Origin of the sequence: Streptomyces sp. OZ13 (assembly GCF_052068155.1) — a bacterium.
GTDB lineage: Bacteria > Actinomycetota > Actinomycetes > Streptomycetales > Streptomycetaceae > Streptomyces.
The window spans coordinates 322,002-344,807 of record NZ_JBQHCZ010000001.1; the positions used below are offsets into that span (position 1 = coordinate 322,002).

The 22,806-nt window shown below is 68.2% G+C and carries 17 protein-coding genes and 1 pseudogene; 8 read left to right on the forward strand and 10 right to left on the reverse strand.

Features of this window, described 5'->3' with window-relative positions:
- Window positions 1–569: 569 nt before the first annotated feature.
- The 6 genes and pseudogenes from ACTMTU_RS01435 to ACTMTU_RS01460 form a co-directional block, all read right to left on the reverse strand.
- The gene (locus tag ACTMTU_RS01435; RefSeq protein WP_441261552.1) at window positions 570–2,027 is read right to left on the reverse strand and encodes a hypothetical protein; all 1,458 of its coding nucleotides are present in this window, start codon (window positions 2,025–2,027) and stop codon (window positions 570–572) included.
- A 105-nt stretch (window positions 2,028–2,132) separates the two neighbouring features.
- Complete coding sequence (locus ACTMTU_RS01440; RefSeq protein WP_441261553.1) at window positions 2,133–2,825, reverse strand: peptidoglycan DD-metalloendopeptidase family protein; 693 nt, start codon at window positions 2,823–2,825, stop codon at window positions 2,133–2,135.
- A 10-nt stretch (window positions 2,826–2,835) separates the two neighbouring features.
- On the reverse strand, window positions 2,836–3,555 hold the full coding sequence (locus tag ACTMTU_RS01445) for a peptidoglycan-binding protein (protein ID WP_441261554.1): 720 nt from the start codon (window positions 3,553–3,555) through the stop codon (window positions 2,836–2,838).
- A 284-nt stretch (window positions 3,556–3,839) separates the two neighbouring features.
- Window positions 3,840–4,586, reverse strand: coding sequence for an AfsR/SARP family transcriptional regulator (locus tag ACTMTU_RS01450; RefSeq protein ID WP_441261555.1), 747 nt, complete (start codon window positions 4,584–4,586; stop codon window positions 3,840–3,842).
- Window positions 4,587–4,697: 111 nt separating this feature from the next.
- Window positions 4,698–5,645, reverse strand: a complete 948-nt coding sequence (locus ACTMTU_RS01455; RefSeq protein ID WP_441261556.1) for a hypothetical protein — start codon at window positions 5,643–5,645, stop codon at window positions 4,698–4,700.
- Between the two features lie 367 nt (window positions 5,646–6,012).
- Window positions 6,013–6,615 (reverse strand): annotated as a pseudogene (locus tag ACTMTU_RS01460) (N-acetylmuramoyl-L-alanine amidase); the annotation flags it as partial.
- Window positions 6,616–7,201: 586 nt separating this feature from the next.
- On the opposite strand from ACTMTU_RS01460, the gene ACTMTU_RS01465 reads away from it, so the two are divergent.
- Window positions 7,202–8,698, forward strand: a complete 1,497-nt coding sequence (locus tag ACTMTU_RS01465; RefSeq protein WP_441261963.1) for an alpha/beta fold hydrolase — start codon at window positions 7,202–7,204, stop codon at window positions 8,696–8,698.
- Between the two features lie 62 nt (window positions 8,699–8,760).
- Here ACTMTU_RS01465 and ACTMTU_RS01470 read toward each other — a convergent pair whose 3' ends face one another.
- Window positions 8,761–9,627 carry a hypothetical protein gene (locus ACTMTU_RS01470; RefSeq protein WP_441261557.1) on the reverse strand — a complete coding sequence of 289 codons (867 nt, stop codon included), beginning with the start codon at window positions 9,625–9,627 and terminating at the stop codon, window positions 8,761–8,763.
- Window positions 9,628–9,952: 325 nt separating this feature from the next.
- Here ACTMTU_RS01470 and ACTMTU_RS01475 point away from each other — a divergent pair, with 325 nt between their 5' ends.
- Window positions 9,953–10,750, forward strand: a complete 798-nt coding sequence (locus ACTMTU_RS01475; protein ID WP_441261558.1) for a VOC family protein — start codon at window positions 9,953–9,955, stop codon at window positions 10,748–10,750.
- 255 nt (window positions 10,751–11,005) lie between these two features.
- Here the strand turns inward: ACTMTU_RS01475 and ACTMTU_RS01480 are convergent, their stop codons facing one another.
- Complete coding sequence (locus ACTMTU_RS01480; protein WP_441261559.1) at window positions 11,006–11,878, reverse strand: leishmanolysin-related zinc metalloendopeptidase; 873 nt, start codon at window positions 11,876–11,878, stop codon at window positions 11,006–11,008.
- Between the two features lie 272 nt (window positions 11,879–12,150).
- On the opposite strand from ACTMTU_RS01480, the gene ACTMTU_RS01485 reads away from it, so the two are divergent.
- Window positions 12,151–14,028 carry a DNA/RNA non-specific endonuclease gene (locus tag ACTMTU_RS01485; protein ID WP_441261560.1) on the forward strand — a complete coding sequence of 626 codons (1,878 nt, stop codon included), beginning with the start codon at window positions 12,151–12,153 and terminating at the stop codon, window positions 14,026–14,028.
- A 224-nt stretch (window positions 14,029–14,252) separates the two neighbouring features.
- Window positions 14,253–15,692 (forward strand): MFS transporter, encoded by a 1,440-nt coding sequence (locus tag ACTMTU_RS01490; RefSeq protein ID WP_441261561.1) that lies wholly within the window; start codon window positions 14,253–14,255, stop codon window positions 15,690–15,692.
- 189 nt (window positions 15,693–15,881) lie between these two features.
- Here the strand turns inward: ACTMTU_RS01490 and ACTMTU_RS01495 are convergent, their stop codons facing one another.
- Entirely contained in the window at window positions 15,882–18,929 is a 3,048-nt protein-coding gene (locus ACTMTU_RS01495) for a glycosyl hydrolase (RefSeq protein ID WP_441261562.1), read from the reverse strand.
- A gap of 350 nt (window positions 18,930–19,279) precedes the next feature.
- Between ACTMTU_RS01495 and ACTMTU_RS01500 the strand changes: the two genes are divergently transcribed.
- Window positions 19,280–19,540 (forward strand): hypothetical protein, encoded by a 261-nt coding sequence (locus ACTMTU_RS01500; RefSeq protein WP_441261563.1) that lies wholly within the window; start codon window positions 19,280–19,282, stop codon window positions 19,538–19,540.
- Window positions 19,541–19,719: 179 nt separating this feature from the next.
- Here the strand turns inward: ACTMTU_RS01500 and ACTMTU_RS01505 are convergent, their stop codons facing one another.
- Window positions 19,720–20,322, reverse strand: a complete 603-nt coding sequence (locus ACTMTU_RS01505) for a TetR/AcrR family transcriptional regulator (protein ID WP_441261564.1) — start codon at window positions 20,320–20,322, stop codon at window positions 19,720–19,722.
- A gap of 115 nt (window positions 20,323–20,437) precedes the next feature.
- On the opposite strand from ACTMTU_RS01505, the gene ACTMTU_RS01510 reads away from it, so the two are divergent.
- The 3 genes from ACTMTU_RS01510 (at window position 20,438) to ACTMTU_RS01520 (ending at window position 22,706) form a co-directional block, all read left to right on the forward strand.
- Complete coding sequence (locus ACTMTU_RS01510) at window positions 20,438–21,130, forward strand: SDR family oxidoreductase (RefSeq protein WP_441261565.1); 693 nt, start codon at window positions 20,438–20,440, stop codon at window positions 21,128–21,130.
- A 60-nt stretch (window positions 21,131–21,190) separates the two neighbouring features.
- Window positions 21,191–21,529, forward strand: a complete 339-nt coding sequence (locus tag ACTMTU_RS01515) for an aldo/keto reductase (protein WP_441261566.1) — start codon at window positions 21,191–21,193, stop codon at window positions 21,527–21,529.
- A gap of 172 nt (window positions 21,530–21,701) precedes the next feature.
- Window positions 21,702–22,706 (forward strand): NADP-dependent oxidoreductase, encoded by a 1,005-nt coding sequence (locus ACTMTU_RS01520; RefSeq protein ID WP_441261567.1) that lies wholly within the window; start codon window positions 21,702–21,704, stop codon window positions 22,704–22,706.
- The last annotated feature ends 100 nt before the right edge of the window (window positions 22,707–22,806 follow it).

Here is a 22,806-nt window from a genome sequence, read left to right on the forward strand (position 1 = left end):
CAGTTGTCCGGAGACCGATGGGTCCGATTCTCCGGTCCCCGGCGACCCGTCAGGACCTGGTGTCTCTCCCGGTGTGGTGGTCTCGCCCGGCGTGGTCGTGTCCCCCGGAGGGGGAGGTTCGTCCGGGGGCGGGGGAGGAGGCGTGTCGGGTGGAGGGGGAGGTTCGTCCGGGGGCGGGGGAGGAGGCGTATCCGGCGTTGGGGGAGGTTCGTCCGGCGGCGGGGGAGGAGGCGTTGTTTGAATGGGTGCCGCCGTGCTTCCGCCGCCGGTGTGAGGCGCTGCCGCCGCAGTCGCCACTCCGGCAGGCAGTGCGAGCGAGGCGGCCAAGGCGCATGCTCCAGCCACGCGGTAGAGGTTGCGCCGGGCGACTATGGCCATGATGTGTTCCAGATGCGCTGCTCGGTTGTATCGGCTTGAGCGATCTGATTTCCACTCTTTACCCGGACGGCGCATCCCGCAACGCGGCCCGCTGGTTGCCCGTGACTGTTTGAACCGGGAAATGTGTGAGAGGTGAAAGGTGTCGCGATCAATCGGGTCCGGCCCCGCGCGGTCGCGCTTATCGCTACTGGTCAGTTGCTGTTCGTCCCCAGGAGCCGTGCGAAGGGAATTGTGGCCATGGCATTGGTGAGAGCAACGCCATACCTTTCTCTTTCTCGCTCGTCCTCTTCTGCCGCCCCCCTCCTGAAATCAATGACTTCTCGTGGTCTGTGTGACAAGATATAGAATTCGTTTTCGGCGCCGGATCCGGTCCACCCGTAGTAGGAAACCACGTATCGAGGCCGGCGGGTCACATTGATCATGTTGTTGTTGTGGAGGACCCTGCCGCGGTTGATGATGTGGTCATCACATTCAATGGGAGGGCAGTAGAACTGCGTGTCTGTATGCCAGGAATAATGCGGGATCGCGAATGCGTCGTCGATCCGCCCGCGGTCCTTCCGCATGACGGTCATGGTCAGGTCGGCCTCGATCATGTCGTACGTGGCGGACCGGGGCAGTTGGACGACTCGTTCTCTGACGTACTGTTCACCGGGCTCGAGCCAGTTGCTGGGCCCGTAGAAGCGTGCGGCACTGATCGTCTCCCGGGTGGGGGACTTCACGTAGCGCCCTACTCTTGATCCCTCCGTATCGGCGTCCATCATCCTTCTCCACTCCCGGAGCCCGCTGCCGTCACTGGCGTACTTCACGGAAACCCCGTAGATCCCGTAATTGTCGCTCGCGATGTAAGCCGGAACCTTTCCGGAATTGCGCGCCCGGAAGGTGACAGGGAGATGGATGATCTGCCGCTTCGCATCCGGTTGCGGCGTCCCGAATTTCACTTCAAGGTCGAACAGTACCGGAGCCGAGGTCGGTTGATAGAGCGCAGAATATGCCAGGTTGAAGGTGGCCAGAAGCGTCGTTGCTGTCACACCGGCCGCAAATTGTTTGGGATAGGGAATGCCTGTCCATGCCCTCTCCCTGAGAAGCAATTGGAGTGCCCAGATGGACCAGCCTGTGAGCGGAAGGTACGTCAGCACATAGGGTGTGTATTCTCTTTCCTCGAGCCACATGAATGACAGCAGGCCGTTGGTGACCAGCGCGATGAACGCGCCGAGCAGGATCACTGCTCCGGAAAATCTCAGCCGGCGCTTTCCCCAGTAATCGAGCACCGCCAGTGCCGCCACGCCCTGCACCGCCCCCGCGAAGGCGAAGAAGAACCCGGTGACACGCCCCGCGAAAGTCAGGGCCCCGATGGCGTCGGGCATCCCCACGGCGACGAGCAGGACCATGGAGCCCAGCAGACCCGCCATCATGAGCGCGATGGTCGCGCGCCTCCGCCCGGTGGGGGCCGGCCATGTCCCGCTGTCACCGCCGAGCCAGACTATGAGTGACCGGTCCTCGACATCCACGTCCTCCGGATGACCGAGGCGACGGAGAAGCTTTCTCAACCCCCGCAGTGACCAGGCGCTGCCCACCGTCTGGCCACCCATGGTGACCTCGCGCAGGCCGCGGCCGTCCGGTGGCTGCACCACCACCTTGGGTTTGTTCATGGGGCCACGATCAGATTCGCCCCGGGTGCGTGCAAACCAGGTTGACCCGTCCAGCGCAGCACGGAGCCGCGGCCCGACCCGCGAGCACGGTGCCGCGGCCCGGCCTCAGTAGCGGGGCTTGGCGACTTGGCCGTAGGCCCATTCACGCCCCTTCGACATCTCGAAGTGCAGGTGCGGCCCGGTGGAGTTTCCTGTGTTTCCCACCTTCCCGATCTGCTGGCCCGCGGCGACCTTCTGGCCGGCCTTCACCTGCCGCTGTGAGAGGTGGCAGTAGGTGTAGATGTGACCGTTGTCCCCACGCAGTCCGATCCACTGGCCGTACGCGCCCCCCGCGCTGTTGGACCAGGCGATGGTGCCGCTGCGTACGGCGATCACCGGGGTGCCCGACCGGGCGGCGAAGTCCTGGCCGGTGTGCCGGCCGATGCCGTCCGGCTTCCATTTGTACGGGCCGGGTGAGAAGAATTCGAAGGTGACCCTGTGGCCGGGCACAGGGGACTTCACGCGTCCCTTGCTCGGGGCGCCCGCGCCACCGGCGGCGGGGCGTGCGCCTTTGCAGTCGACGGTGAAGCGGGCGTGACGGCCCAGTGTGGTGAGCGACTTGCAGCCGGGCACACCGTCGGCGTCGGCTCCCTTGAAGCCCTGGGCGATCTGTTCGGCACGGTAGGCGGCCTTGGTCTGTTCGCCGAAGAGCCCGGTGGCTCCGTCAGGGATCTTGCGGCCCCGTGCGATCAGGGCCTTCTGCACCGTGCGGACGTCCGCGTTCTTCTTGCCGAACTGGACGTTGGAGAGTGCGACCATGGCGGTCTCCTTAGTATCCGCGGGCAGGCCGGTTCGGGTCCGCCTGCTGTACACGGGCGGCGAAGTTCGAGCCCGACTGGTTCACGTGATAGCGGTCGCGCACGTAGTTGATCGTCGCGCACATGTCCGCGACCACGTCGTAGGGCGTGGTCGCCGTGCCCGCCTGGTGGTACGTGGCGAATGTCGCGGGGACGCACTGCGTGGCGCCGCGGGAGCAGTTCTGCGGGTGGCCGTCCGGCGCGAGTCGGCCGCGCGCGTTGGCGTCCACCAGGTTCACCCTGAACCTCGGGTGGTTGTGGATGGACTCGCGCCGGGTGATGGTGGTCAACGCCGGGACGCCGAACCGCGTTTCCATTCCCGTCAGTTCGCACGCCTTCTTGGCGTAGCGCCGCATGGCAGCCTCCCCGGCGTCGTCGTCAGGGTCGTCGTAGGTCACCTGGCTGAGGCTGATCCTGCCGTTGCCGGCGGTGGGCCGGGCGCCTCTGCAGTCGACGGTGAAGCCGGCGTGACGGCCCAGTGCGGTGAGGGAAGTGCACCCGGGTATGCCGTCGGCGTCCGCTCCCTTGAAGCCCTGGGCGATCTGTTCGGCACGGTAGGCGGCCTTGGTCTGTTCGCCGAAGAGCCCGGTGGCTCCGCCCGGGATCCTGTGACCCCTGGCGATCAGGGCCTTCTGTACGATCCGCACGTCCTCGTTCTTCAGGCCGAAGCGCACGCTGGACAGGGCGACCATGACGCCTCCCCTCCTCTCGTGGTTCCAGGGGCCGCACGGTGAGCCGGTGCGGACGTGTCGTGGAGGACGGGCCGTCGGGACACGGTCCGCCGCCGGCTCAGCATTCACCGATGTCTGTTCGCGAGGCGCCGCGACATGGTGGCCTCCTGGTCGATGTCGGCCCGGCGCCCGGTCGTCCGCCACGTACGGAAGGACGACCGATGCCGGCGCGCCTTCGCGACCAAGGCTACGGACGTGCCGTCAGCTCAGCGTCAACCGCCGTCGTCCGGCCGGGAGACCACGGCTCACGGTCGGTCACCAAGGGCGCGGCCCCGCCGGTGCACAGGAAGCATCCGGGAGAACCGGGGGGACGGCTCCACACCCAGTTCCTCGTTCAACAACTGGCGGAACGCCTGGTAGTGGTGGAACGCTTCGCTGAGGTTGCCCTCTGCGAGGTGCACCGACACGACGACCCGATGGCCGCTTTCCCGCAGTGGTTCCGCGCGCACACTCGCCCAGGCCGCTTCCAGCGCCAGGGCCGGCATTCCCTGCCTGACGAGCGTCTCGGCCAGCGCGTCGAGCGCGTGCAACCGCAACTGACGCAGGCGTTCACGTTCCAGCAGCACCCAGTCCTCGTCCCAGCCGGGCAGGAGATCCTCTCCTCCCAGCAGCCCGAGCGACAGGTGACCGGGGAGCGGTGAACCGTGGCCCTGTACGACGCCGAGTGCCGTCTCGGTGAAGGTGTGGACGTCCACCTGCATCGTTTCCGTGCCCACGAGCCAGTCGCCGCAGCACTGGACCAAAGGTCGATCGCCGCGCGGCAACTTCCACAGAGTCGTACGCAGACTGCCCCGGGCATGCTCTTCGGTGACCTCGGGCCACAAAATGCCGGCGAGTACCGTGCGCGACACCCGTCCCCGCAGTCCTACGAAGGCCAGCAGGCGCTGGGCGTTCCGGCACAGTTCCACGGGCTCGGCCCCGAATTCCAGTCGGAACTGGCCGAGCAGCCACAACCGGGGGGGAGGGGATGCCAGTTTGATCGCCTCGCTCAACAGTTCCTCGTGACCGCCACCCTGCTCCCAAGGAAGCCCGTCATCTTCAGTTTCCGGCCGCCGGGCGAGCGGTGCAAGTAGCGAAGCCCTACCCGCCCGGTTCCGCTGCACCTATCTATTGGCCGGTCCTTGGGCTCGTGCGCGTTTTTCCTCCTTTTCCTTTTCGGCATCCCCGACATTACTGCCGGGCGCCTTGACGTTGTCGATCAGATGCTGGCCCTGCCGGTCGACTGCGCGCGTGACGGACTCTTGCAGGACTCCGAAGGCGAAGGCCCACGCACATACCTGGGTCGACGTGTCGAGGTTGGTCAGGCCGGGAAGAAACTCGCCACTCATCAGGAGTATCCCCGCCACCGCCGTCAGCGCCCCGACGGGGAGCCGGAGGATTATCAGCCCTGTTGCCACGTGGTACGGCCCAGAAGTGCCTCTGACTCCCTTCAGGGACACGGCCCCCGCTACGGCTGCCGCGAACAGTCCGATGAATTCGAGAAAGAAGATGCTTGCCGCCTTCGGTGTCTCTCCCAAGGGACAGACCTTGGTCGCGCCTCCCCTGCCCGGCGTCCCCTCCGTGTTCGTGAAGCACACTCGCTCGGCAACGTCCGGGGCGAAGATGCCCCATATGCCCAGGGCCACGGCTATCAGCCAGAGAGCTCCAGCGGCCATGACGACTATCTGGGTGAAGCTCCGGACTCGTGCTCTTTCTGCTTCTTCCGCCTGGTAGGCGGCGTGCAGCGTGAGGGCCGCCAATTCCCTGTCGTTCGAGCCCAGTGATTTTGGTGCCCGGCTGAGGCCGAATATTTTTCGTTCAGGGCTGTGCAACGCGGCGCTGAGCTGCTGCAGAAGTACGTCGTCATGCGTGAGGTGCAGCTTGGCGTGCGAGAGGGCATACAGGCCTTTGTCGTGCAGCTCGGCTTCCGGGGCAATCCTGAGCAGAGCCACTTCTGCTTCGTGCACATTCGCGAGAGCCCTGTCCGCCGATGCGCCCAGAAGGCGTTGCCACCAGGAGCAGTCCCGCAATGTATTCCGGGCGGCATCAAGGTGGGCATTCGCTGTTGCCACGGTCCTGGCATCCTCGGCGGACACCTTCCCCCCGGACTTCCGTCGTTCTTCGAACTTGTTCAGCTGCCCTTGGAGATGTGCCACGTGAGCATTTGCACGCTGATACCAGGAGGATCCCTTGACCGTAACGTCGGGGTCTGTACCGCCTCTGCCACCCATCATGGGTCCGTCCTCCTCGGCGGATACCTCAACTTCGGTGAACCCCTACGGGGTTGGTGAGCAACTCATGAAGGCACATCCCGAACTCGCCCCGCGGGGACACCGGGCCTTCCAGCCCCCGTTCACCTCGCTGCATCTGGAGGACGACGAGATCGACCGCCATGTGTTCGCCATTACAAGTTCCAGGGCGGCACCGAGTTCACCGGGTGCCGGCTGCCGCCACGCCCAGGCGGTCGGCGATACGCCGGCGCACTGCCGCCATCTCGATCCCCCGCGGATCGACCTTGCCCGGCTGCCATTCCAGATGGCCGATCACACTGCGCTCGCTCCAGCCGAACGCTCGGCAAATGGCGGCGGCCGCCTTCTCGATCGCCTCCACCTGCGCCTGCGGCCACGGGTCCTGGCCGTCACCGAGGTTCACGCACTCGAAGCCGTAGAAGTGAGCGTTCCCGTCGGCCTTGGCCTGGTTGTCCGGAGGCAGCGCGACCTCGTCGATCACCGCCTGCAGGACGTCGGGATCGCCCTTCCCGGCGTGGTTGGCACGGCCGTTGCCGACCATGTGTACGGTGCCGTCCTTCGCGATGACTCCGTGGCACAGCGGCCCGGGCAGCGAGGAGTGCCCGTTGTAGCACAGCTCCACGCTGGTCTTGGTGCCGGAGGTGACCGTGTGGTGGATCATCACGCCGTGCAGCGGGCCCCAGGGGCCCTTGTGGTTGCGGTTGTGGGTTCGCCATGACCGGTGTTCGACAACGGTGAGTCCTTCGGCGCGCAGCGCGGCAAGCAACCGGTCGGGTGAGAGTGGGGTGGCCATGATTCTCCTTGCGAGAATTCGAACCGGCTCCTGCTTCGAGCCCGAGGAGCCGGGAAGTCCCGACGTACAGGGCGGCCGACCGATGGCCGGGGGCCGCGGGATTCCGAACGGCGCGACCGGTCACCTTCGGCAGGGTGACGAACTTCGAGGTGTCGTCAGACATCTGAAGTCGTGCAGACCAGCTCGATTCCCACTGTAGACCGGTGCCCTGACGACCGACAGCCTCCATTCACTCTTCAATTGGTCCGGCTCGTTGAATGCGAAGCCATTCATGCGTGGTTCGTTGAATGCGAACCGATAATCGCGGCGTTCCATCCGCGGAACTCCGGTAGTAGACCCCCTTGATCGCGCCTAAACTGAAGGCGATATCGCCGTCCCGGCGCGGGAAGCGGTGAGGGACCGGACCCCGACGGGCGGGGTATTTCCGTGACTTCGTCCACGGCTCATCCACTGGACACAGGTCACATCAGCCGAGCGCCCGCACCGGGGGTGGCGCACCGCAGCACCCTCATCGACCGGTCGGCGGCGAGGAGCGAGACGGGCGGTGTCCGGGAAGCAGATGCCGCCCGGGGACAGCGAGGTTCCCATGCCCGACACGACCAGGCTCCCGATCGTGTACGTCCGGGGATTCGCCGGCGACACAGAAGGGATAGACAAAACCGTCAAGGACCCGTTCTACGGCTTCAACGAGGGCTCCACCCATGTCCGAGTGGGAGCGGGAAACGTGCCCAGCTTCCACCAGTTCGAAAGCCCGCTGCTGCGGCTCATCCTCGACGAGGATTACAGGATTCTGGTGGAGGGCGGCCAGGATGCCTATCTGGACACCCATGAAAGCGTCCCCTCCAATTCGATCTGGATTCTGCGTTTCTACGACGTCTCCGCCACTACGTGGGGCGCGGAGCCGAAGAAGTTCCGGATCGAGGATGCCGCCGCGGACCTTCTGAAGTTGATCGACAAGCTTCGCGAGAAGTCGGGGGCGACGCACGTCCACCTGGTCGCCCACTCCATGGGCGGGCTCATCTGCCGCTGCCTCCTGCAGAAGTTGCTCCCCGACGCCGGCCGTGATCCGGCCGACTGCGTGGCCAAGGTCTTCACGTACGGATCACCGCACGGAGGCATCACCTTCGACGCCGGGTTCGGCCTCTTCGAGAGGGTGCGTGACGCGACGGGCCTCAACGGTGCCGAGGTGTTCGGGCCGGAGCGCATGTACGAGTACCTGACCCCGACATCGGACCACGATCCACAGGGACGCCCACCGGACTGGCGCGCCCGGGACATGCCCGAGCGCGACAGTACGCACCCGAAAGCATTTCCTCGCTCTCGCATCTTCTGCCTGGTCGGCACCAATCCGAAGGACTACGACGTCGCCTTCGGCCTCTCCGCCGCCGTCGTCGGCGCGCACAGCGACGGGTTGGTGCAGATCGAGAACGCCTATGTCCCCGGCGCACACAGGGCGTTCGTGCACCGCAGCCACAGCGGCCGCTACGGCCTCGTGAACTCGGAGGAGGGTTACCAGAACCTGCGGCGGTTCCTCTTCGGCGACCGCAAGGTCGAGGCCACGCTCGCCGACTGCCGGCTTCCGTCGGTCGAAGGGACCACCTGGCAGGCCGAGGTCCGGCTGTCCGTACGGGGGCTGCCGATCGTCATGCACGAGCAGACGGCCGAGCACTGGTGCCCTGTTCAACTGCCTTCGTCGGGCGCCCTGGCGGACGTTCCGCTGACCACCGTGTTCCTGTGCAGCGGCCTGCGGCCGCACGGCAGCGACACGACCATGCGCTACGCGCTCCAGCTGCGCGTCCTGTCGCTGCGTGAAAGGCGCGGGTTGCTGAGCTTCAGCGACCACCTCGAGCAGACCGCCGACTTCGACGACACCCTTGTGGTCGACATCGGTGAGGGCACATGGGCCGCTTGGAACTCACTCATCCGCGGCACCATCAGGAGCCATGAGCCCAGCGGCGCTTCGCTCCAGGACGAGGACACCAGCGAGGGGACCTGGGTGGCAAACATTCCGCTGCCCGCCTCCGCGCAGCCGATCCTCGGCGAGCAGGCTCGCATCCGGCTGACCGTCACGCCCTGGACGTGACGGCGGCGGCCGGACGGCGGACTCGAGCGCCCGCCCCGAAGGACCTCCTTCGTCGTGACGGTTCAGCGAAGCAGCGCTCCGCGCAGGGTGATGCCGTGCCGTGTGCGCAGCCGCCGCAGTTCCCACATCGCCACGAGGGTGACGGACAGTGGTGCTCCCAGGGTGAAGGCCATCCGCACCCAGAACGGCACGCTGTCGTAGGCGCCGCGGAACAGGTCGAAGAGAGCGACCTCCCACACGAGCAGCGTCGCGAGCAGCGGCGGAACCGTCTCGTGGAGGTCCGCTGTCCGGAAGACGTGCACGAGCGACTGCGCGATGCCGTAGAGACCGAACGGGGCGAGCCACAGCAGGAACGCGCCCAGGGCGAAGAGAAGCACCACCCGCCCTGCGGATGCCGTCCAGTTCGTGTCCTCGGTCACGTAGCCCAGCCCCGTGATCAGTCTCGGCACGGCGAGGGTGACGACCAGCGCGAGCAGCGCCCCGGCGGGCTTGCCCACGCGGCGCAGGAACAGACGCCGGTTGGGCGGGCGGGCCGCCGCGACGAAAGCGGCGACGGCGACCGGGAAGGTCACCGCCAGCACGATGAGGGTCGTACGGATCTGGCCGAAGCGGTCGTCCACCACGGCGTCGGCGTCCGAGGCCAGCCCGTAGGACAGCAGCATCCACGTGACGGCGACCAGGCCGACGACCGTCCGGACGACCTGGACCTTCTTCACCATCGGGTCGTGCACACGGTCGGGACGGGACGGCGTGAACACCGCGCGCCCCACGGCGATCGGGTTGAAGAGACGCCCGAAGGTCAGGCGCCGAGGCGCCGGGGCAGGCGGCCAAGGGCCCGGCGGCGGCAGGGGTGGCCCGCCCGGTCCCGGCGGGCGCCCGCCGCCGTACGGGTTCCAGGGCGCCCCGGCACCGCCCCCGTTTCCGCTCATCCCCGTGTCCTTTGCGTCGCCGTGCCCAAGAGGTCACAAGGAGATTAGGCAATCGCAGCGCGTGAAACCATCTTGGTCGCGCTGCAGTTGCGCTGCTGTCGTGTGCCGACAGCGCCCGGGCCGCCACGGTCGGACGCTGGACCCCACCACGGCTCGGCGCGCCGGCTGCCGCCGCCCCCGGGCATCGCAAGGACCGGGCGGACGACATTCACGGATCTGGTGCATTCACGGATCTGGTGGAGGGACGTCACGGCCAAGCCGACGGGGGAGTGTGGATGCCGGGTGTCAGTCTGGGACGAGACCTGATCTGCGAAAGGGAATCGTCGTGATCACCACTGATTTCGTCCCCGGCTCCCCCTGTTGGCTGGACCTCGGTGCCCCAGACGTCCCGGCCGCCGCGGCCTTCTACGGCGCGGTGCTGGGGTGGGACTACGAGTCCATGGGGGAGGGGGAGGACATGGAGGGCGGGATGTTCCGGAAGGACGGCAAGATCGTCGCCGGGCTCGGCAAGCTCACGGAGAAGGGCGCGCGTCCCGCCTGGATGATCTACTACTGCGTCGCCGACGCGGATGCCACGACCCAGGCCGTGGAGAGCGCGGGCGGCACGGTACGGGTGGCGCCGAGGGACCTCGACGAGTGGGGCAGGATGGCGCAGTACAGCGACCCGCTGGGGGGCCAGTTCGCCGTCTGGCAGCCCGGGCAGAACAAGGGCGTCGACCTTGTGGACCAGCCGGGCTCGCTGTCCTGGACCGAGCTGTACACGAGCGACGTCGCGGCTGCGAAGGACTTCTACGGCCGGATCTTCGGCTGGCAGTTCAGCGACATGGAGCTGCCGGGCGGCGGGGGCACGTACTCCCTCATCACTCCCGCCGGGCAGCCGGAGGAGCGTATGCACGGCGGCCTCATGCAGCTCCGCAAGGAGGACCTCGCTCTGGCCGACGGGAAGCCGTACTGGCACCCCGTGTTCGCGGTGGCCGACTGCGATGCCGCGGTCGCGCAGGTCAACGAGAAGGGCGGCAGCGTGCAGATGGGGCCGGAGGACGCGGAGGGCGTCGGCCGTCTGGCGGTCTGCCTCGACCCGTCGAACGCGGACTTCGTCGTGCTGACCCCGAGCGAGAGCTGACCGCCGGAAGGCCGGGCCGGCGGCTGCTGTGCGCCGACCGGCCCGGTTTGCTCCGACTCATATGAGTGCTTGACCACTCACAGTACGTCGTCCGGGGGTCCCGCCCACCGGTGGAAGCCTCCCCTCCGTCCGCCCGGACGGAGCCGCAAGGAGACGCCCGGTCGGAAGTGCCCGGTCGAGCGATCGGCACGGTGTGCGTCTCGCTGTGAGTGAGCCGGCCGCAGTGCGCGCCGCACGCCGGCCGGGCCAGGTCCGTCAGGGCCTTTCCGCCGGGACACGGGTCGGGATGGTCGGCAGCACCATGTGCTCCGGCACCGAGGTCGGTACGCGGCCGGAGCGTGCGATCCCGAGAAGATCCGGCAGCTCGTAGTCCTGTGCCGCGTCGAGATCGACCGTGTATCCGAGGTCGCTCAGGCTCGCCACCGTCAGCCGGCTCAACGGGTTGTCGTTGCCGTCGATGTTCGGCGACATGAGCTCGTTGTCGAAGACGCTCTCGCGCCAGTGGCCGCCCGCGCTTCCGGCGCCGCCGACATTGGCGACGGGCACGGGGGTGGGCCCTTCTCCGGTGAGTGTGCCGAACTCCTTCATGGCGCCCGGTCCGACGAAGGTGGGGTCGTCGCCGGGGAAGTCCTTCAGGACGCCGAAGTCCTGCCAGACGGTGCCGATTCCCAGTACGTGTCCCATCTCGTGCGTAATGACGTCGAGGAGTGAGCCCTCCGCTTCCATCTGCGCCAGGTCGGCGCTGTCGAACATCATGCGCCCCTTCACGGGAAGTCCCGCTCCGCTGGCGGCGTCGTCCCTGCGGAACCGCGTAGGGCCGGCCTGTCCGAGGATGTTGGGGACGTTGTTGACACCGTCGATCGGCACGCCTTCGGCGTCGATCAGGAGATCGTCGATCACGACCCTGCCGGTGAGATCGTTGATGATCGCGGTCTCCAGGTCTCCTACGATGACGCGCGCCCAACGGTCCGCGGCCTCGGCGAAAACGCTTTTCTGGCTGCCTGTCAGCCCTCCGAGGAACCGCACCTCGATCTGGAACGGAGACGTGGTCGCTGCGAGCTCCTCGGCGCGGCCGATGTCAGCGACTGCTCTGTAGGTTTCGAAGGCGTCATTGATCTGCCTGCCCATGGCTGCTGCTCCCATCGCTTGTAGCCGTCTTTTGCCCCCTGAACAACGTTAAACTTGTTCAGAGTTGTAGGCGATGCAATCAAATATCGTTGAATATTCGTCTGTTTTCCGTGCAGTGCACGGCATTACATGTTCGGGCCCTGCCGTATCCTGGAAGGTGCACGACAGAGCGGGAAGCCCGGGCCGTTCGCTTCGGGTTCAACCACCGCTGGGTCCCCATGACTTCGGTCGGGCTTCTCACGCCTGAACTCCATGCGTGAAGGGAGCCTTCCATGGCTGCCAAGAAGCGTGCGTCCGCTGATCCCGGCCCCTCCCCAAGCGGTCAGAACAAGCTGATCAGCGACCTCAAGCAGTTCATCCGTACCCGGGGATCGGGCTTCCTCCGCGACCCGAATGTGTCCTCGATCGGTATCGGGTACAAGGAAAAGAACGGGAAACGGGGCAAGGAACTGGCCCTTCAGTTCACGGTCGACAAAAAGGTCCGGCCGGAGGGGCTGGACGAATTGAAGACCTCCGAGATCCCCGCGACCATCGACATCGGTGACGGCGTCACCGTGCCGACCGATGTCGTCCAGCGCTCCTACAAGCCGCACTTCCTCGTGGTGGCCGAGGGCGAGACGCCGCAGCGACAGAAGCGCGTCGATCCGGTCCGCCCCGGCGTGAGCGTCGGCAACGTCAAGGTGAGCGCCGGCACCTTCGGGTGCGTCGCCTTCGACAGGAACGACGGCTCGCCGTGCCTGCTGAGCAACTGGCACGTGCTGAACGGCCGTAAGGGCGAACTCGGCGACGTGGTCGTGCAACCCGGCAAGGCCGACGACAGCCGCATCGCCATGAACCGTCTCGGCAGGCTCAAGCGCGCCCACCTCGGCAGGGTCGGCGACTGCGCCGTGTCGACGGTCACCGATCGTGATTTCGCCAGGGAGATCCTCGACCTCGACGTCACGCCGACGAAGCTGGGCGAACCGCAGATCGACGACAAGGTCGTCAAGAGCGGCCGCACCACGGGGGTCACGCACGGCCTCGTGAGCAGGCCCTTCGCCATCGTCAGCATCAACTACGGGGGGTCGGTCGGAGTCCGCGACATCGAATGCTTCGAGATAGGCCCCGACCCCAGGCACCCGGCAGAAGGAGACGAGATCAGCCTGCCCGGCGACTCCGGATCCGTCTGGATGTTCACGGGCCGTTCCGGAAGGCCCACGGATGTCATGGCGGGTCTTCACTTCGGTGGCGAGGCGGACGAGGACCCCGAGGACCGCGCTCTGGCCTGCCTCCCCCAGGCGGTCTTCGACGAACTGAAGATCACCCTCGCACCGCCGGACCCCGAATCGCTGGAGGCCCTGACCGGGTACGACCCGGGCTTCCTCGCGGTACCGATCGCAACCCCGCAGCTCAACGCATCGATCAAGGAGGACGCCGTCCGGATCAACGGGTCCGAGGTGATCCCTTACACGCACTTCTCGCTGGCCCTCAGCACGTCGCGGCGCTTCGCCGTCTGGGTGGCCTGGAACATCGACGGCGGCACCCTCAAGAAGCTCGACCGGAAGGGCATCGACTTCGTCAAGGACCCGCGCCTTCCGGCCGCCGCCCAGGTCAGCAACGAGCTCTACAAGGGCCGCAACAACCGGCTCGACCGCGGCCACATCGCGCGCCGCGCCGATGTGGTGTGGGGCGCGCTGCCCGAGGCGAAGAAGGCCAACAAGGACTCGTTCTTCTACACCAACATCACTCCGCAGATGGACGACTTCAACCAGAGCGGGCGGAACGGCATCTGGGGCCACCTCGAGGACGCGGTCTTCGAGGACGTCCGTGTCGACGAGCTCAAGGTCAGCGTGTTCGGCGGGCCGGTCTTCCACGAGGACGACCGGGTCTTCCGGGGGGTCAAGCTCCCGCGCGAGTTCTGGAAGGTGCTCGTCTTCTCCGAAGGCGGCAAGCTCAAGTGCAAGGCGTTCCTGCTGACGCAGAACCTGGAGGTGCCCGAAGCCCTCGAACTGGACGAGTTCCGGGTCTTCCAGGTCAAGCTGTCCGAGATCCGGACGCGGACCCACCTGCGCTTCCCCACCGCGATGACCGCGGCGGACACGCTGCTGGTCCCGGAGTCCGTGGAGGACCGGACCCCGCTGGAGCGTCAGTCCGACATCGACTGGAGCTAGGGCGTGCCGGGCCTGGAGGCCTGCGCCGGTGGTGCCGACGGGTCCCGTCGGCGCGCAGCCCAGCGCCCGGTGCGCGCCCTGCTTGCGGTGCCTGCTGTCTCCGCCGCATGTCCTTCTGACCGAGAACAGGTCGTGAAGTCTCTCGCGTACCCCCCAGGGGTATGCTACGGTGCGCTTCAAAGATACCCCCAGGGGGTATATAGCGAGCCAAGGGAGAAACGGTCATGCCAACGGTCAATCCGCGGCGGTGGTGGGCGCTCGGCGTGCTCGCGGCCGCCCAGTTCATGGTCATCATGGACACGTCGATCATCGGGGTCGCGCTCCCCGAGATGCAGAAGGACCTCGGCTTCTCGCAGGGCGAGCTCCAGTGGGTCTTCAACGCGTACGTCATCGCCTTCGGCGGCCTGTTGCTCCTCGGCGGACGTCTTTCAGACCTGCTCGGCGCACGCAAGGTGTTCAACGCCGGCTGGGTCGTCATGATCGCCGGCTCCGTCGTCGCCGCGGCGGCCCAGACAGCCGCGGTCGAGGTCGTCGGCCGGGCGGTCCAGGGTGTCGGCGGCGCGCTCATCGCGCCGGCCGCGATGACGCTGCTGATGATGCTCTTCGGGCACAACCCGAAGGAACTCGGCAAGGCGATGGCCCTCTACGGAGCCGCCGCGCCGGCGGGCGGAACGGCCGGCGTGTTCCTCGGCGGCGTATTCACCGAGTGGCTGAGCTGGCCCTGGGTGTTCATCATCTACGTCCCGATCGGCTTGGCGACCCTCGCCGCGACCAAGCTGCTGCCGCCCGTCGAGAGCCGTCGCGGTTCCGTCGACGTACTGGGCGCGGTCGCCGTCACCGCAGGGTTGGCGCTCACCGTCTTCGCCGTCGTCCGGGCGCCGGAGGTCGGCTGGGCCTCGACCGGCACGGTTCTGCAACTGGCAGGCGCCGCGGCGCTGCTGATCCTCTTCTTCGTGATCCAGAAGTCGGTGCGTCAGCCGCTCATGCCGCTCGGGGTCTGGCGTGTGCCGCGCCTCGGCTCGGCCAACCTGGCCATGACGCTGCTCGGCGCCGCGTGGATCCCGATGTGGTACTTCCTCAACCTCTACCTCCAGCAGGTCCTCGGCTACGGAGCCTTCGCCTCCGGCGCCGCGCTGCTGCCCATGACGGTGCTCCTCATGATCTTCATGACGGCCATCACGGCCCGGCTGATGGGCAGGTTCGGGGCCAGGCCGCTGATCGCCGGCGGTCTGCTGGTCCTCGCCGCCGGCCTGCTCTGGCTGTCGGCCGTGGAGCCGACCGGTACGTTCCTCATCGACGTTCTTCCCGCGTCGCTCGTCGCGGCGCTCGGTATGTCGCTCGCCTACATCCCGGCCATGATGGCCGCCATGTCCGGCGCACCGCAGGAGCAGGCGGGTCTGGCGTCCGGCATCGTCAACACGACCTACAACGTGGGTTCTGCCCTCGGCCTGGCCGCGCTGACCGCACTCGCCATGTCCCAGGGAGCCGGTGAGCCGGGCAACCTGCCCGCCCTCACCGACGGCTTCTCGTCCGCGTTCGTCGGTGCCGCCGTGATCGCCGCGGTCGGGGGCGTCATCACCCTCCTGGTCATGCGTGGCGAGAAGTCCGCAGCCGCACCGAACAAGGCCGCTCCTGCCTCGGACGGTGAGCAGGTCGGCGTGTAGCCGATGGGTTGCTGCAAACCGGGGGTGGGCAGGTCCGATGCGCAGGGGCCGCCCGATGTCTCAGGAAGACATCGGGCGGCCCCTTTCCGCGAGTTCGACAGCGCATGCTCAGCCCTCCGGGAGGCGCCGAGTCCGGGCCGTGTTCGACCGCTGTCGGTCCGTGGCCGACCCGCCGGCCGGTGCGGACGGTCAGACTTCCGTGACGGCCCGCCCGTACGGGACGAGTCGTACCGGCCCCACCAGTCCGTAGTTCTGCCGCTTGGCGACCCCGAACACCGGTGCGTTGGAGACCCGCAGCCGGTTGAGCAGCGACGTGGCCACTTCCACCTCGATGGTGTTGGTGCCGCGGCGCAGCCACGGGCCGACGTCGACGACGGCCGTCAGCTGGTCCGCGGGCGGCAGTGCGCGTCCGTTGACCGTGACCCGGTAGGTGTCGAAGACCTCGCCCAGTTCCAGCAGGGCTCCGTGGCCGCCGGTCCAGGCCGGTCCCAGCGTCACAGTGGTGCGGTACCTGCCCACGCCCGACGAATCGGCCAGCTCGGGGATCTCGGGCCAGGGCCTGAGCCCGTCGAGCTCGATCGTGCGCAGGTGCTTGGTGGTGCTCGACGCGGTGGCCCCGGGCGTCCAGTCCTCGGCCGTCAGCGTCCAGCGCGTGAGCGCCATCGGCTCGGCGACGTCCTCGATGGTGGCGCTGACGGTGGTGCCGTTTTGGAGCGTGGTGGCGTAGGTGCCCGGCCGGCCGTCTCGGATCTCCAGCCGGCCGTCCTTCGTGCGGCGGACCTCGGACGCCTGGCTGGATGTCGCGTTCCAGCTGGGTGCGGGGCCGGGAGCCCACTTGCCGGCCCGGGCCGTCGCGATGATCGTCGTGGCTCCCGGCGCCAGAGATATGCGGAGCCGGATGCGTCCGTCGTCGAGACGGGTGTAGCACGTGAGCGGTTCGATGGTGCCGGTCCAGGCGTCCAGCCGGTACGGGACGACGTCCGGCCTGCGGGTGGTGAGCGTGACGTCGTGGCTGATGGGCGTGCCGGTCGAACCCTTCTTGCTGACGGCGTCGTTGGCGAAGAAGTAGTAGTCCGCCTCCGTGTCGGCCCGGTGCGTGTGCAGGAGCATCGACGACTGCGCGTACTCGACGTCGCGCTTCAGGCCCAGCGCGGCGATGGCCTGGGGGACGTCGGGGCGATCGGGGACGTTGAACACGCTGGGCTGCGCCAGCAGTTCGGCGATCAGCCGCAGCAGACGCTCGTTGTCGCCGGATCTCGGCAGGCCGGGCACGTGTCCGTCCTTCCAGTCGCCGATGACGATGATCGGAAGGCCCTGCTTCGCGTAGCCGACGAGCTTCTCCGCGACGTCCAGCTGGAGTGTGTGCTCACGGCCGATCATGACGTCACCGTCGACGAGGAGCGCCTTGTACGCCGGGCCGTCCGGGGCGAACCGGCGCTCGCGCACGACAGCGCCGGGAAGGGAGAGCAGACGCGGGCCGAGGAAGAGATGCGTCCAGCCGACCGGTACGCCGTCGGCGGAGAACCAGGAGGCGCCGAGGCCGGATCCGGCGTAGCCCTTCTGCCACAGCACGCCGATGTCCACTTTGTTGACGCCGGTCTGGAGGACCTGCTGCGTACGGCTCAGATATCCGGCGATGTCCGCCGCATGACCCCAGGTGGGCTGGCGGGGACCCCACGCCTCGCCGTAGCCGGTGCCGCCGTTGTACGGCGCGAACGCGGCGAATCCCGGCCAGGCGGCGCCGGGGGCGTCGGCGTACGCGAACCCGTGGAACACGGCCTGGTTGACGCCGGCCGCGTACTGGGTGACGAGCTTCTTGAGCGTGGTGTCCCAGGTGGTCGCGTAGGCGCCGCCCGCGGTGCCGCCCGCCTCGTTGGAGAGCACCAGCTTGCCGCCCATGTCCCGGCCGCCGGCCAGACAGCGGAAGTCGTCGAGGTTCTTGAACCCGAGGGACTCACCCTCGGTCACGTCCAGCAGCGCCGACTTGTACATCGCGTCGGTCTGCAGGCCGTACGGCTGGATGCGCAGTTCGAGGCCGAGGCCGTTGGCCCATTTCTGTACCGGCAGCAGGTGGTTCTCGACGTACAGCTCGGTGACCACCTCCATGTAGTCACGGCGGACCGCCTTGTTGGTGGTGGCGTCGAAGGAGAAGGCGTACTTCTCCTTCGACTGGAGCAGCGCGGGCAGGTAGGGGAGAAGCGAGTAGCCCATGCGGCGCTCGAACTCGGCCACGATGCCCGGCGTCCACAGCGTCGCGTGCGTCTCCATCTCGATCGAGTCCTCGAAGAGGGCGCCTCCGGTCTCGCGCAGCAGCTTGCGCATGCGCGGGGTGAGGATGCGGCTCTCCCAGAAGTCGATCACTGCCCGGGTGCCGGCTTCGCTGAAGTGGTCGACGACGTAGCTGAGCGGGCTGGTGTGCGCGGGGCCCTCGGGGCGCTGGCCCGAGCCGCGTTCGTAGCAGGCGATGACGAGCCAGGTCCCGTCGTCCGGTGCGGTCCAGTGGAGCCGGTCCGCCGAGACATGCGGGGTGAGGTCGGTGACCGAGGTCTTCTCGAGCTGGGCGGGGAAGGCGGCGGGCGAGGTCCCGGCGACGATGCGGGCGGCCTGCACGGACCGCAGCTTCCGGGCGGTGACGCCGGTGGCCGCGGCGGTCACCGGTTCGGGGAGGGGTCCCGTGAACGCCGTCCCGCCGGTGACGACGGCGACGCCGTGCGCCAACTCCTTGGTCGCGGCGGTGCTGTCGGGCGTGATGCCCGGTACGGCGGCGGGCCACGCCGGACCGATGGTGAGGTCCACGACGACATCGCGCTTGGCGGCCTGGTGAAGGGCCGTCTCGACGGCGGCGACCCAGGCCGGTGTGCCCCATCCGTGCCGGGAAGGGTTGATCGGCTCGGAGACGCTGTGGGTGACCGCTGCGATCTCCACGCCACCGAAGCCGGCGGCGGCCATCTGGTCGATCTCGCGCTCGATCTCGTCCGCGTCGACCAGCGCGTCCGGCCACCACCAGCGGAACTTGGGGCGCACCCGTGCCCCGGGGGCGGCGAACGAGCGGGCGAAGGCACCGCCGGAGTGAGGCGCCGTCGTGGGCGCAGCAGGCGCTCCGGCGGCTGCGGCGACTCCGGCCGTGGCTGCTGGTAGCGCCGCCACGACACCGGCCGCTGTCGCCATCTTGAGCAGGGCCCGCCGCCGAAGACTGCTGTCCGCCGATGTGTCTTCCGGTCCAGGGATGTGTCTCATCGCGCACCTACTTTTTAACGTTTTAATTGCCGGGTTGGAACATACGCAGGCCGCGGCGTGGCCCGCAAGGCCTTGGCCGAGGCGGATCAGTCCTCCGTATCGTCGTGTCAGATGGCGCTACCAGCAGGTATTTTTCCGGGCTCGGAACGTCGTGCGAGGTCCCCGGGCCCGGGAGTGTTTGCCGGAACTCTTGACGCGTATGAAGCCTCCGCCTACCTTTCCGTTCGGCGTGACAAAAACGTTTCAACTCGCTGCAGGGTCGGCTGTATCGGACCGCGTCGCGTCCCGCCGCCCCTGCGCGCAACGGCCAGTCACCGAGTGCTTCTTCCCTGCCCCGAAGGAGCCGGCTCTTGTCCGCGCGACCCCATGCGCCCAGCCCCACCCGCCGCCACGTCCTCGCCGTCACCGTCACCGCCGCCGCGGCCGCGGCCGCCTCCACCGTGGCGGCCGCCGTCCCGAACGCCGGACCGTCGACCGACACCGACACCGACGCCGACGCCGACGCCGACGCCGCGGCCACCGCGGCCGTCGCCCGGCCGGCGCTCGATCCGTGCGACCGAGATTTTTACTTGGCGGACGAGCACAGTAGTTGGCGGATCTTGCTTCGGTAACGCTGCGTTGTGATGAGCCTGAGCACGATAGGTGTCGCATCTGCACGACAACTGCCGTAGGGAGCACGGAACTACGCCAGACCGATCAGGCCGCGAGCACGGAAGCCTCGGGCCCCGCGTCACCTCGCGGGTGAGGCCGGTGCGCACACGCCGCGCGGCGCCCGATGCCGGGCCCCCGGTCAGCCGGCTTCCGTCAGGGCCGCGTGCGCGGCGGCGAGGATCTCCTCGGAGAGCGGGGAGCCCTGGGTGGCCCGGGACAGGACCAGAGCACCGACCAGGGTGCACAGCCGGGCGAGGCCGCCCTCGCCGCCCCCGACGCCACCGACGCCCTCGCCGTCCGCGACGGCCTCGGCGGGGGCGAGGAACGCGGCGAAGTCGGCCACGCCCTCCGCGTAGGTACGGCGCGCCTCGCGGCCTTCGGGTCCGCGCGCGATATCGGTGGCGAGAGCCGCGACCGGGCAGCCGTCCGCCGCGTTGTCACGGTGTTCGACGGAGAGGTAGGCGTCGATCAGGGCCCGCTGAGCGGCATCCCGCTGCCCGTCGTGCCGCTCGAGCCCGGCCGCATTGCGCCGTGCGATCTCATCGAAGGCGTGGGCGGTGACCTCATCGACGAGCGCTTCCTTGGAGGCGAACTGCTTGTAGAAGGCGCCGTGGGTGAGGCCGGCCGACTTCATGAGATCGGCGACGCTGACGTGGGTGCCCTGCTCCCGGAACAGCCGCGACGCGGTGTCCACCACCCGCCTGCGATTTTCCTCCGCCTGCGCCTGCGATACGCGGCCCATGGCCACCTCCCGTTTGGATGTCGACTGGCATCTATCATAGCCCTGTGTTTAGATTGTGCTTGCAATCTAATTGACGCGGGTGCTCCGACGGCGCCTGCGAAGGACAGGAGCGAGCATGGAACTCAAGAACGCGGTCGCGGTGGTCACCGGCGCCAACCGGGGCCTCGGGCGGCACCTGGCCGCCCAGCTCGTGGAGCATGGCGCCAAGGTCTACGCGGCGGCCCGCCGTCCCGAGACGGTCGACCTGCCGGGCGTCCGCCCACTGCGCCTCGACGTGACGGACCAGGAGTCGATACTGGAGGCCGCCCGCATCGCGTCGGACGCGACGCTTCTGATCAACAACGCGGGCATCTCCACCGGCGCGACGCTGGTCGGCGGCGACCTGGACGAGGTACGTCGCGAGATGGAGACCAACTTCTTCGGCCCGCTCGTCGCCACACGGGCCTTCGCTCCCGTCATCGAGGGCAACGGCGGCGGCGCCGTACTCAACGTCCTGTCCGCCCTGTCCTGGTTCCACCCGGCAGGCCTCGGCTCCTACGCGGCTTCCAAGGCCGCCGCCTGGGCGCTGAGCGACGCGAGTCGCGAGGAACTGGCGCCCCGCGGGATCACCGTCTCGGCGCTGCACGTCGGCTACATGGACACCGACATGGCCGCCGGCGTGCCCGCCGATCAGAAGGTCGCCGCCGCCGACGTCGCGGCCCAGGCCCTTTACGGCATCGAGACCGGCCTGCCCGAGATCCTCGCCGACGAGACCAGCAGGTACGTCAAGCAGAGCCTGTCCGCGGCGCCCCAGCCGAACGCGGGCTGACGCTCACCCCCTCCACCACGGCACGACGGCCTTCCAGGCCCCCTTGCGCAAGGACTTCTCATGCGTTATGCGGCCTTCGGCCGCAAGACCGGACTGCGCGTCTCCGAGTACGCGCTCGGCACCGCGAACTTCGGCACCGGCTGGGGCGCCGGCGCCGAGCCCGACGAGGCCCGCCGGATCTTCGACCGGTTCGCCGAGGCCGGCGGCACCTTCCTCGACAGCGCCGACAGCTACCTCGCAGCCCTCGACGTCCAGCTCACCGACGAGCAGTACGCGCCCCTCGACAAGGTCAGCGCCATGCCGCTCGGCGTACCGCGCGAGGGCATCGCGGGCTCGCTGGGACTCCTCCAGGGCGGCGACGCGAGCAGCGTCATCGCCCCGGTCGTGCCGGTGGCCTGAGCCCGGAAAAACGGCCGACGCAGAGCTCTCCGCGCAGGCACTGGCCACTGCCGTGCCGACGCGGAGCGCGCGGACCAGAAGAACACCACAAACCGTCCCGTAACGAGACAAACCCCTCACGGACAGAACTCCCCTCCCGCTTGGACGGGAGACCACACGAACGGAGATGACGATGAAGGCCTTCATGGTCGAGAAGTACGGTGCTGCGGCCGGGATGCGCGCCGCCGAGATACCCGACCCCCAGGTGGGCGCCGACGACGTCCTGGTCAGGATCGACGCGGCGAGTGTCAACCCGCTGGACATGAAGATCCGCGACGGTGACCTCAAGTCGATCCTGCCCTACCGTCTCCCGCTCGTCCTGGGCAACGACCTCGCCGGGACCGTCGTCCGCGTCGGATCGTCCGTCACCCGCTTCGCGGTGGGCGACGAGGTCTACGCGCGGCCCGACAAGGACCGCATCGGCACCTTCGCCGAACTCCTCGCCGTCCACCAGGACGACCTGGCGCCCAAGCCCGCCACGCTCACCATGACCGAGGCCGCCTCCCTCCCCCTGGTCGCGCTGACCGCCTGGCAGGCCCTGGTCGAGCGGGCGAACGTCCAGCCGGGCCAGAAGGTCCTCATCCACGCGGGCGCCGGCGGCCTGGGATCCATCACCATCCAACTGGCCAAGGCACTGGGCGCGCACGTGGCCGCCACCGCGAGCACCGCCAAGATCGACCTCGTCAAGGACCTCGGCGCGGACGAGGTCATCGACTACCGCACCCAGGACTTCTCCGAACTCCTCACCGGCTACGACCTCGTCCTGGACTCCCTCGGCGGCGAGAACCTCGCCAAGTCCCTGCGCATCCTCAAGCCCGGCGGCCTGGCCATCTCCGTCGCGGGCCCGCCCGACCCGACCACCGCCCGCGAACTCGGCTCGAACCTGGTGCTCCGCCTGGGCATCGCCGCGCTCAGCGCCAGGACCCGGCGCCAGGCCAAGCGTCTCGATGTCACGTACTCCTTCCTGTTCATGAAGGCCAGTGGCGACCAGCTGCGCGAACTCACCCCCCTCATCGACGCCGGGAAGATCCGCCCCGTCGTCGACCGGGTCTTCCCCTTCGACGAGACCCTTCAGGCCATGGAGTACGTCGAGAAAGGCCGCGCGAAGGCCGGCAAGGTCGTCGTCTCCATGACGTGAACCCAGGGCAACGGCCCTGCCGGACGCCGAGAACGCCGCCCGCCACAACGAGAAGAACCCGCCTGGCTGTGTCACTTTCCGTGGATGTCGTTTCGACCTG

Bases quoted from the DNA above. Each gene is read 5' to 3' on its own strand.
- ACTMTU_RS01435 (WP_441261552.1), bottom strand. From the start codon at position 2,027: ATGAACAAACCCAAGGTGGTGGTGCAGCCACCGGACGGCCGCGGCCTG.
- ACTMTU_RS01440 (WP_441261553.1), bottom strand. From the start codon at position 2,825: ATGGTCGCACTCTCCAACGTCCAGTTCGGCAAGAAGAACGCGGACGTC.
- ACTMTU_RS01445 (WP_441261554.1), bottom strand. From the start codon at position 3,555: ATGGTCGCCCTGTCCAGCGTGCGCTTCGGCCTGAAGAACGAGGACGTG.
- ACTMTU_RS01465 (WP_441261963.1), top strand. From the start codon at position 7,202: ATGCCCGACACGACCAGGCTCCCGATCGTGTACGTCCGGGGATTCGCC.
- ACTMTU_RS01470 (WP_441261557.1), bottom strand. From the start codon at position 9,627: ATGAGCGGAAACGGGGGCGGTGCCGGGGCGCCCTGGAACCCGTACGGC.
- ACTMTU_RS01480 (WP_441261559.1), bottom strand. From the start codon at position 11,878: ATGGGCAGGCAGATCAATGACGCCTTCGAAACCTACAGAGCAGTCGCT.
- ACTMTU_RS01485 (WP_441261560.1), top strand. From the start codon at position 12,151: ATGGCTGCCAAGAAGCGTGCGTCCGCTGATCCCGGCCCCTCCCCAAGC.
- ACTMTU_RS01490 (WP_441261561.1), top strand. From the start codon at position 14,253: ATGCCAACGGTCAATCCGCGGCGGTGGTGGGCGCTCGGCGTGCTCGCG.
- ACTMTU_RS01495 (WP_441261562.1), bottom strand. From the start codon at position 18,929: ATGAGACACATCCCTGGACCGGAAGACACATCGGCGGACAGCAGTCTT.
- ACTMTU_RS01505 (WP_441261564.1), bottom strand. From the start codon at position 20,322: ATGGGCCGCGTATCGCAGGCGCAGGCGGAGGAAAATCGCAGGCGGGTG.
- ACTMTU_RS01510 (WP_441261565.1), top strand. From the start codon at position 20,438: ATGGAACTCAAGAACGCGGTCGCGGTGGTCACCGGCGCCAACCGGGGC.
- ACTMTU_RS01515 (WP_441261566.1), top strand. From the start codon at position 21,191: ATGCGTTATGCGGCCTTCGGCCGCAAGACCGGACTGCGCGTCTCCGAG.
- ACTMTU_RS01520 (WP_441261567.1), top strand. From the start codon at position 21,702: ATGAAGGCCTTCATGGTCGAGAAGTACGGTGCTGCGGCCGGGATGCGC.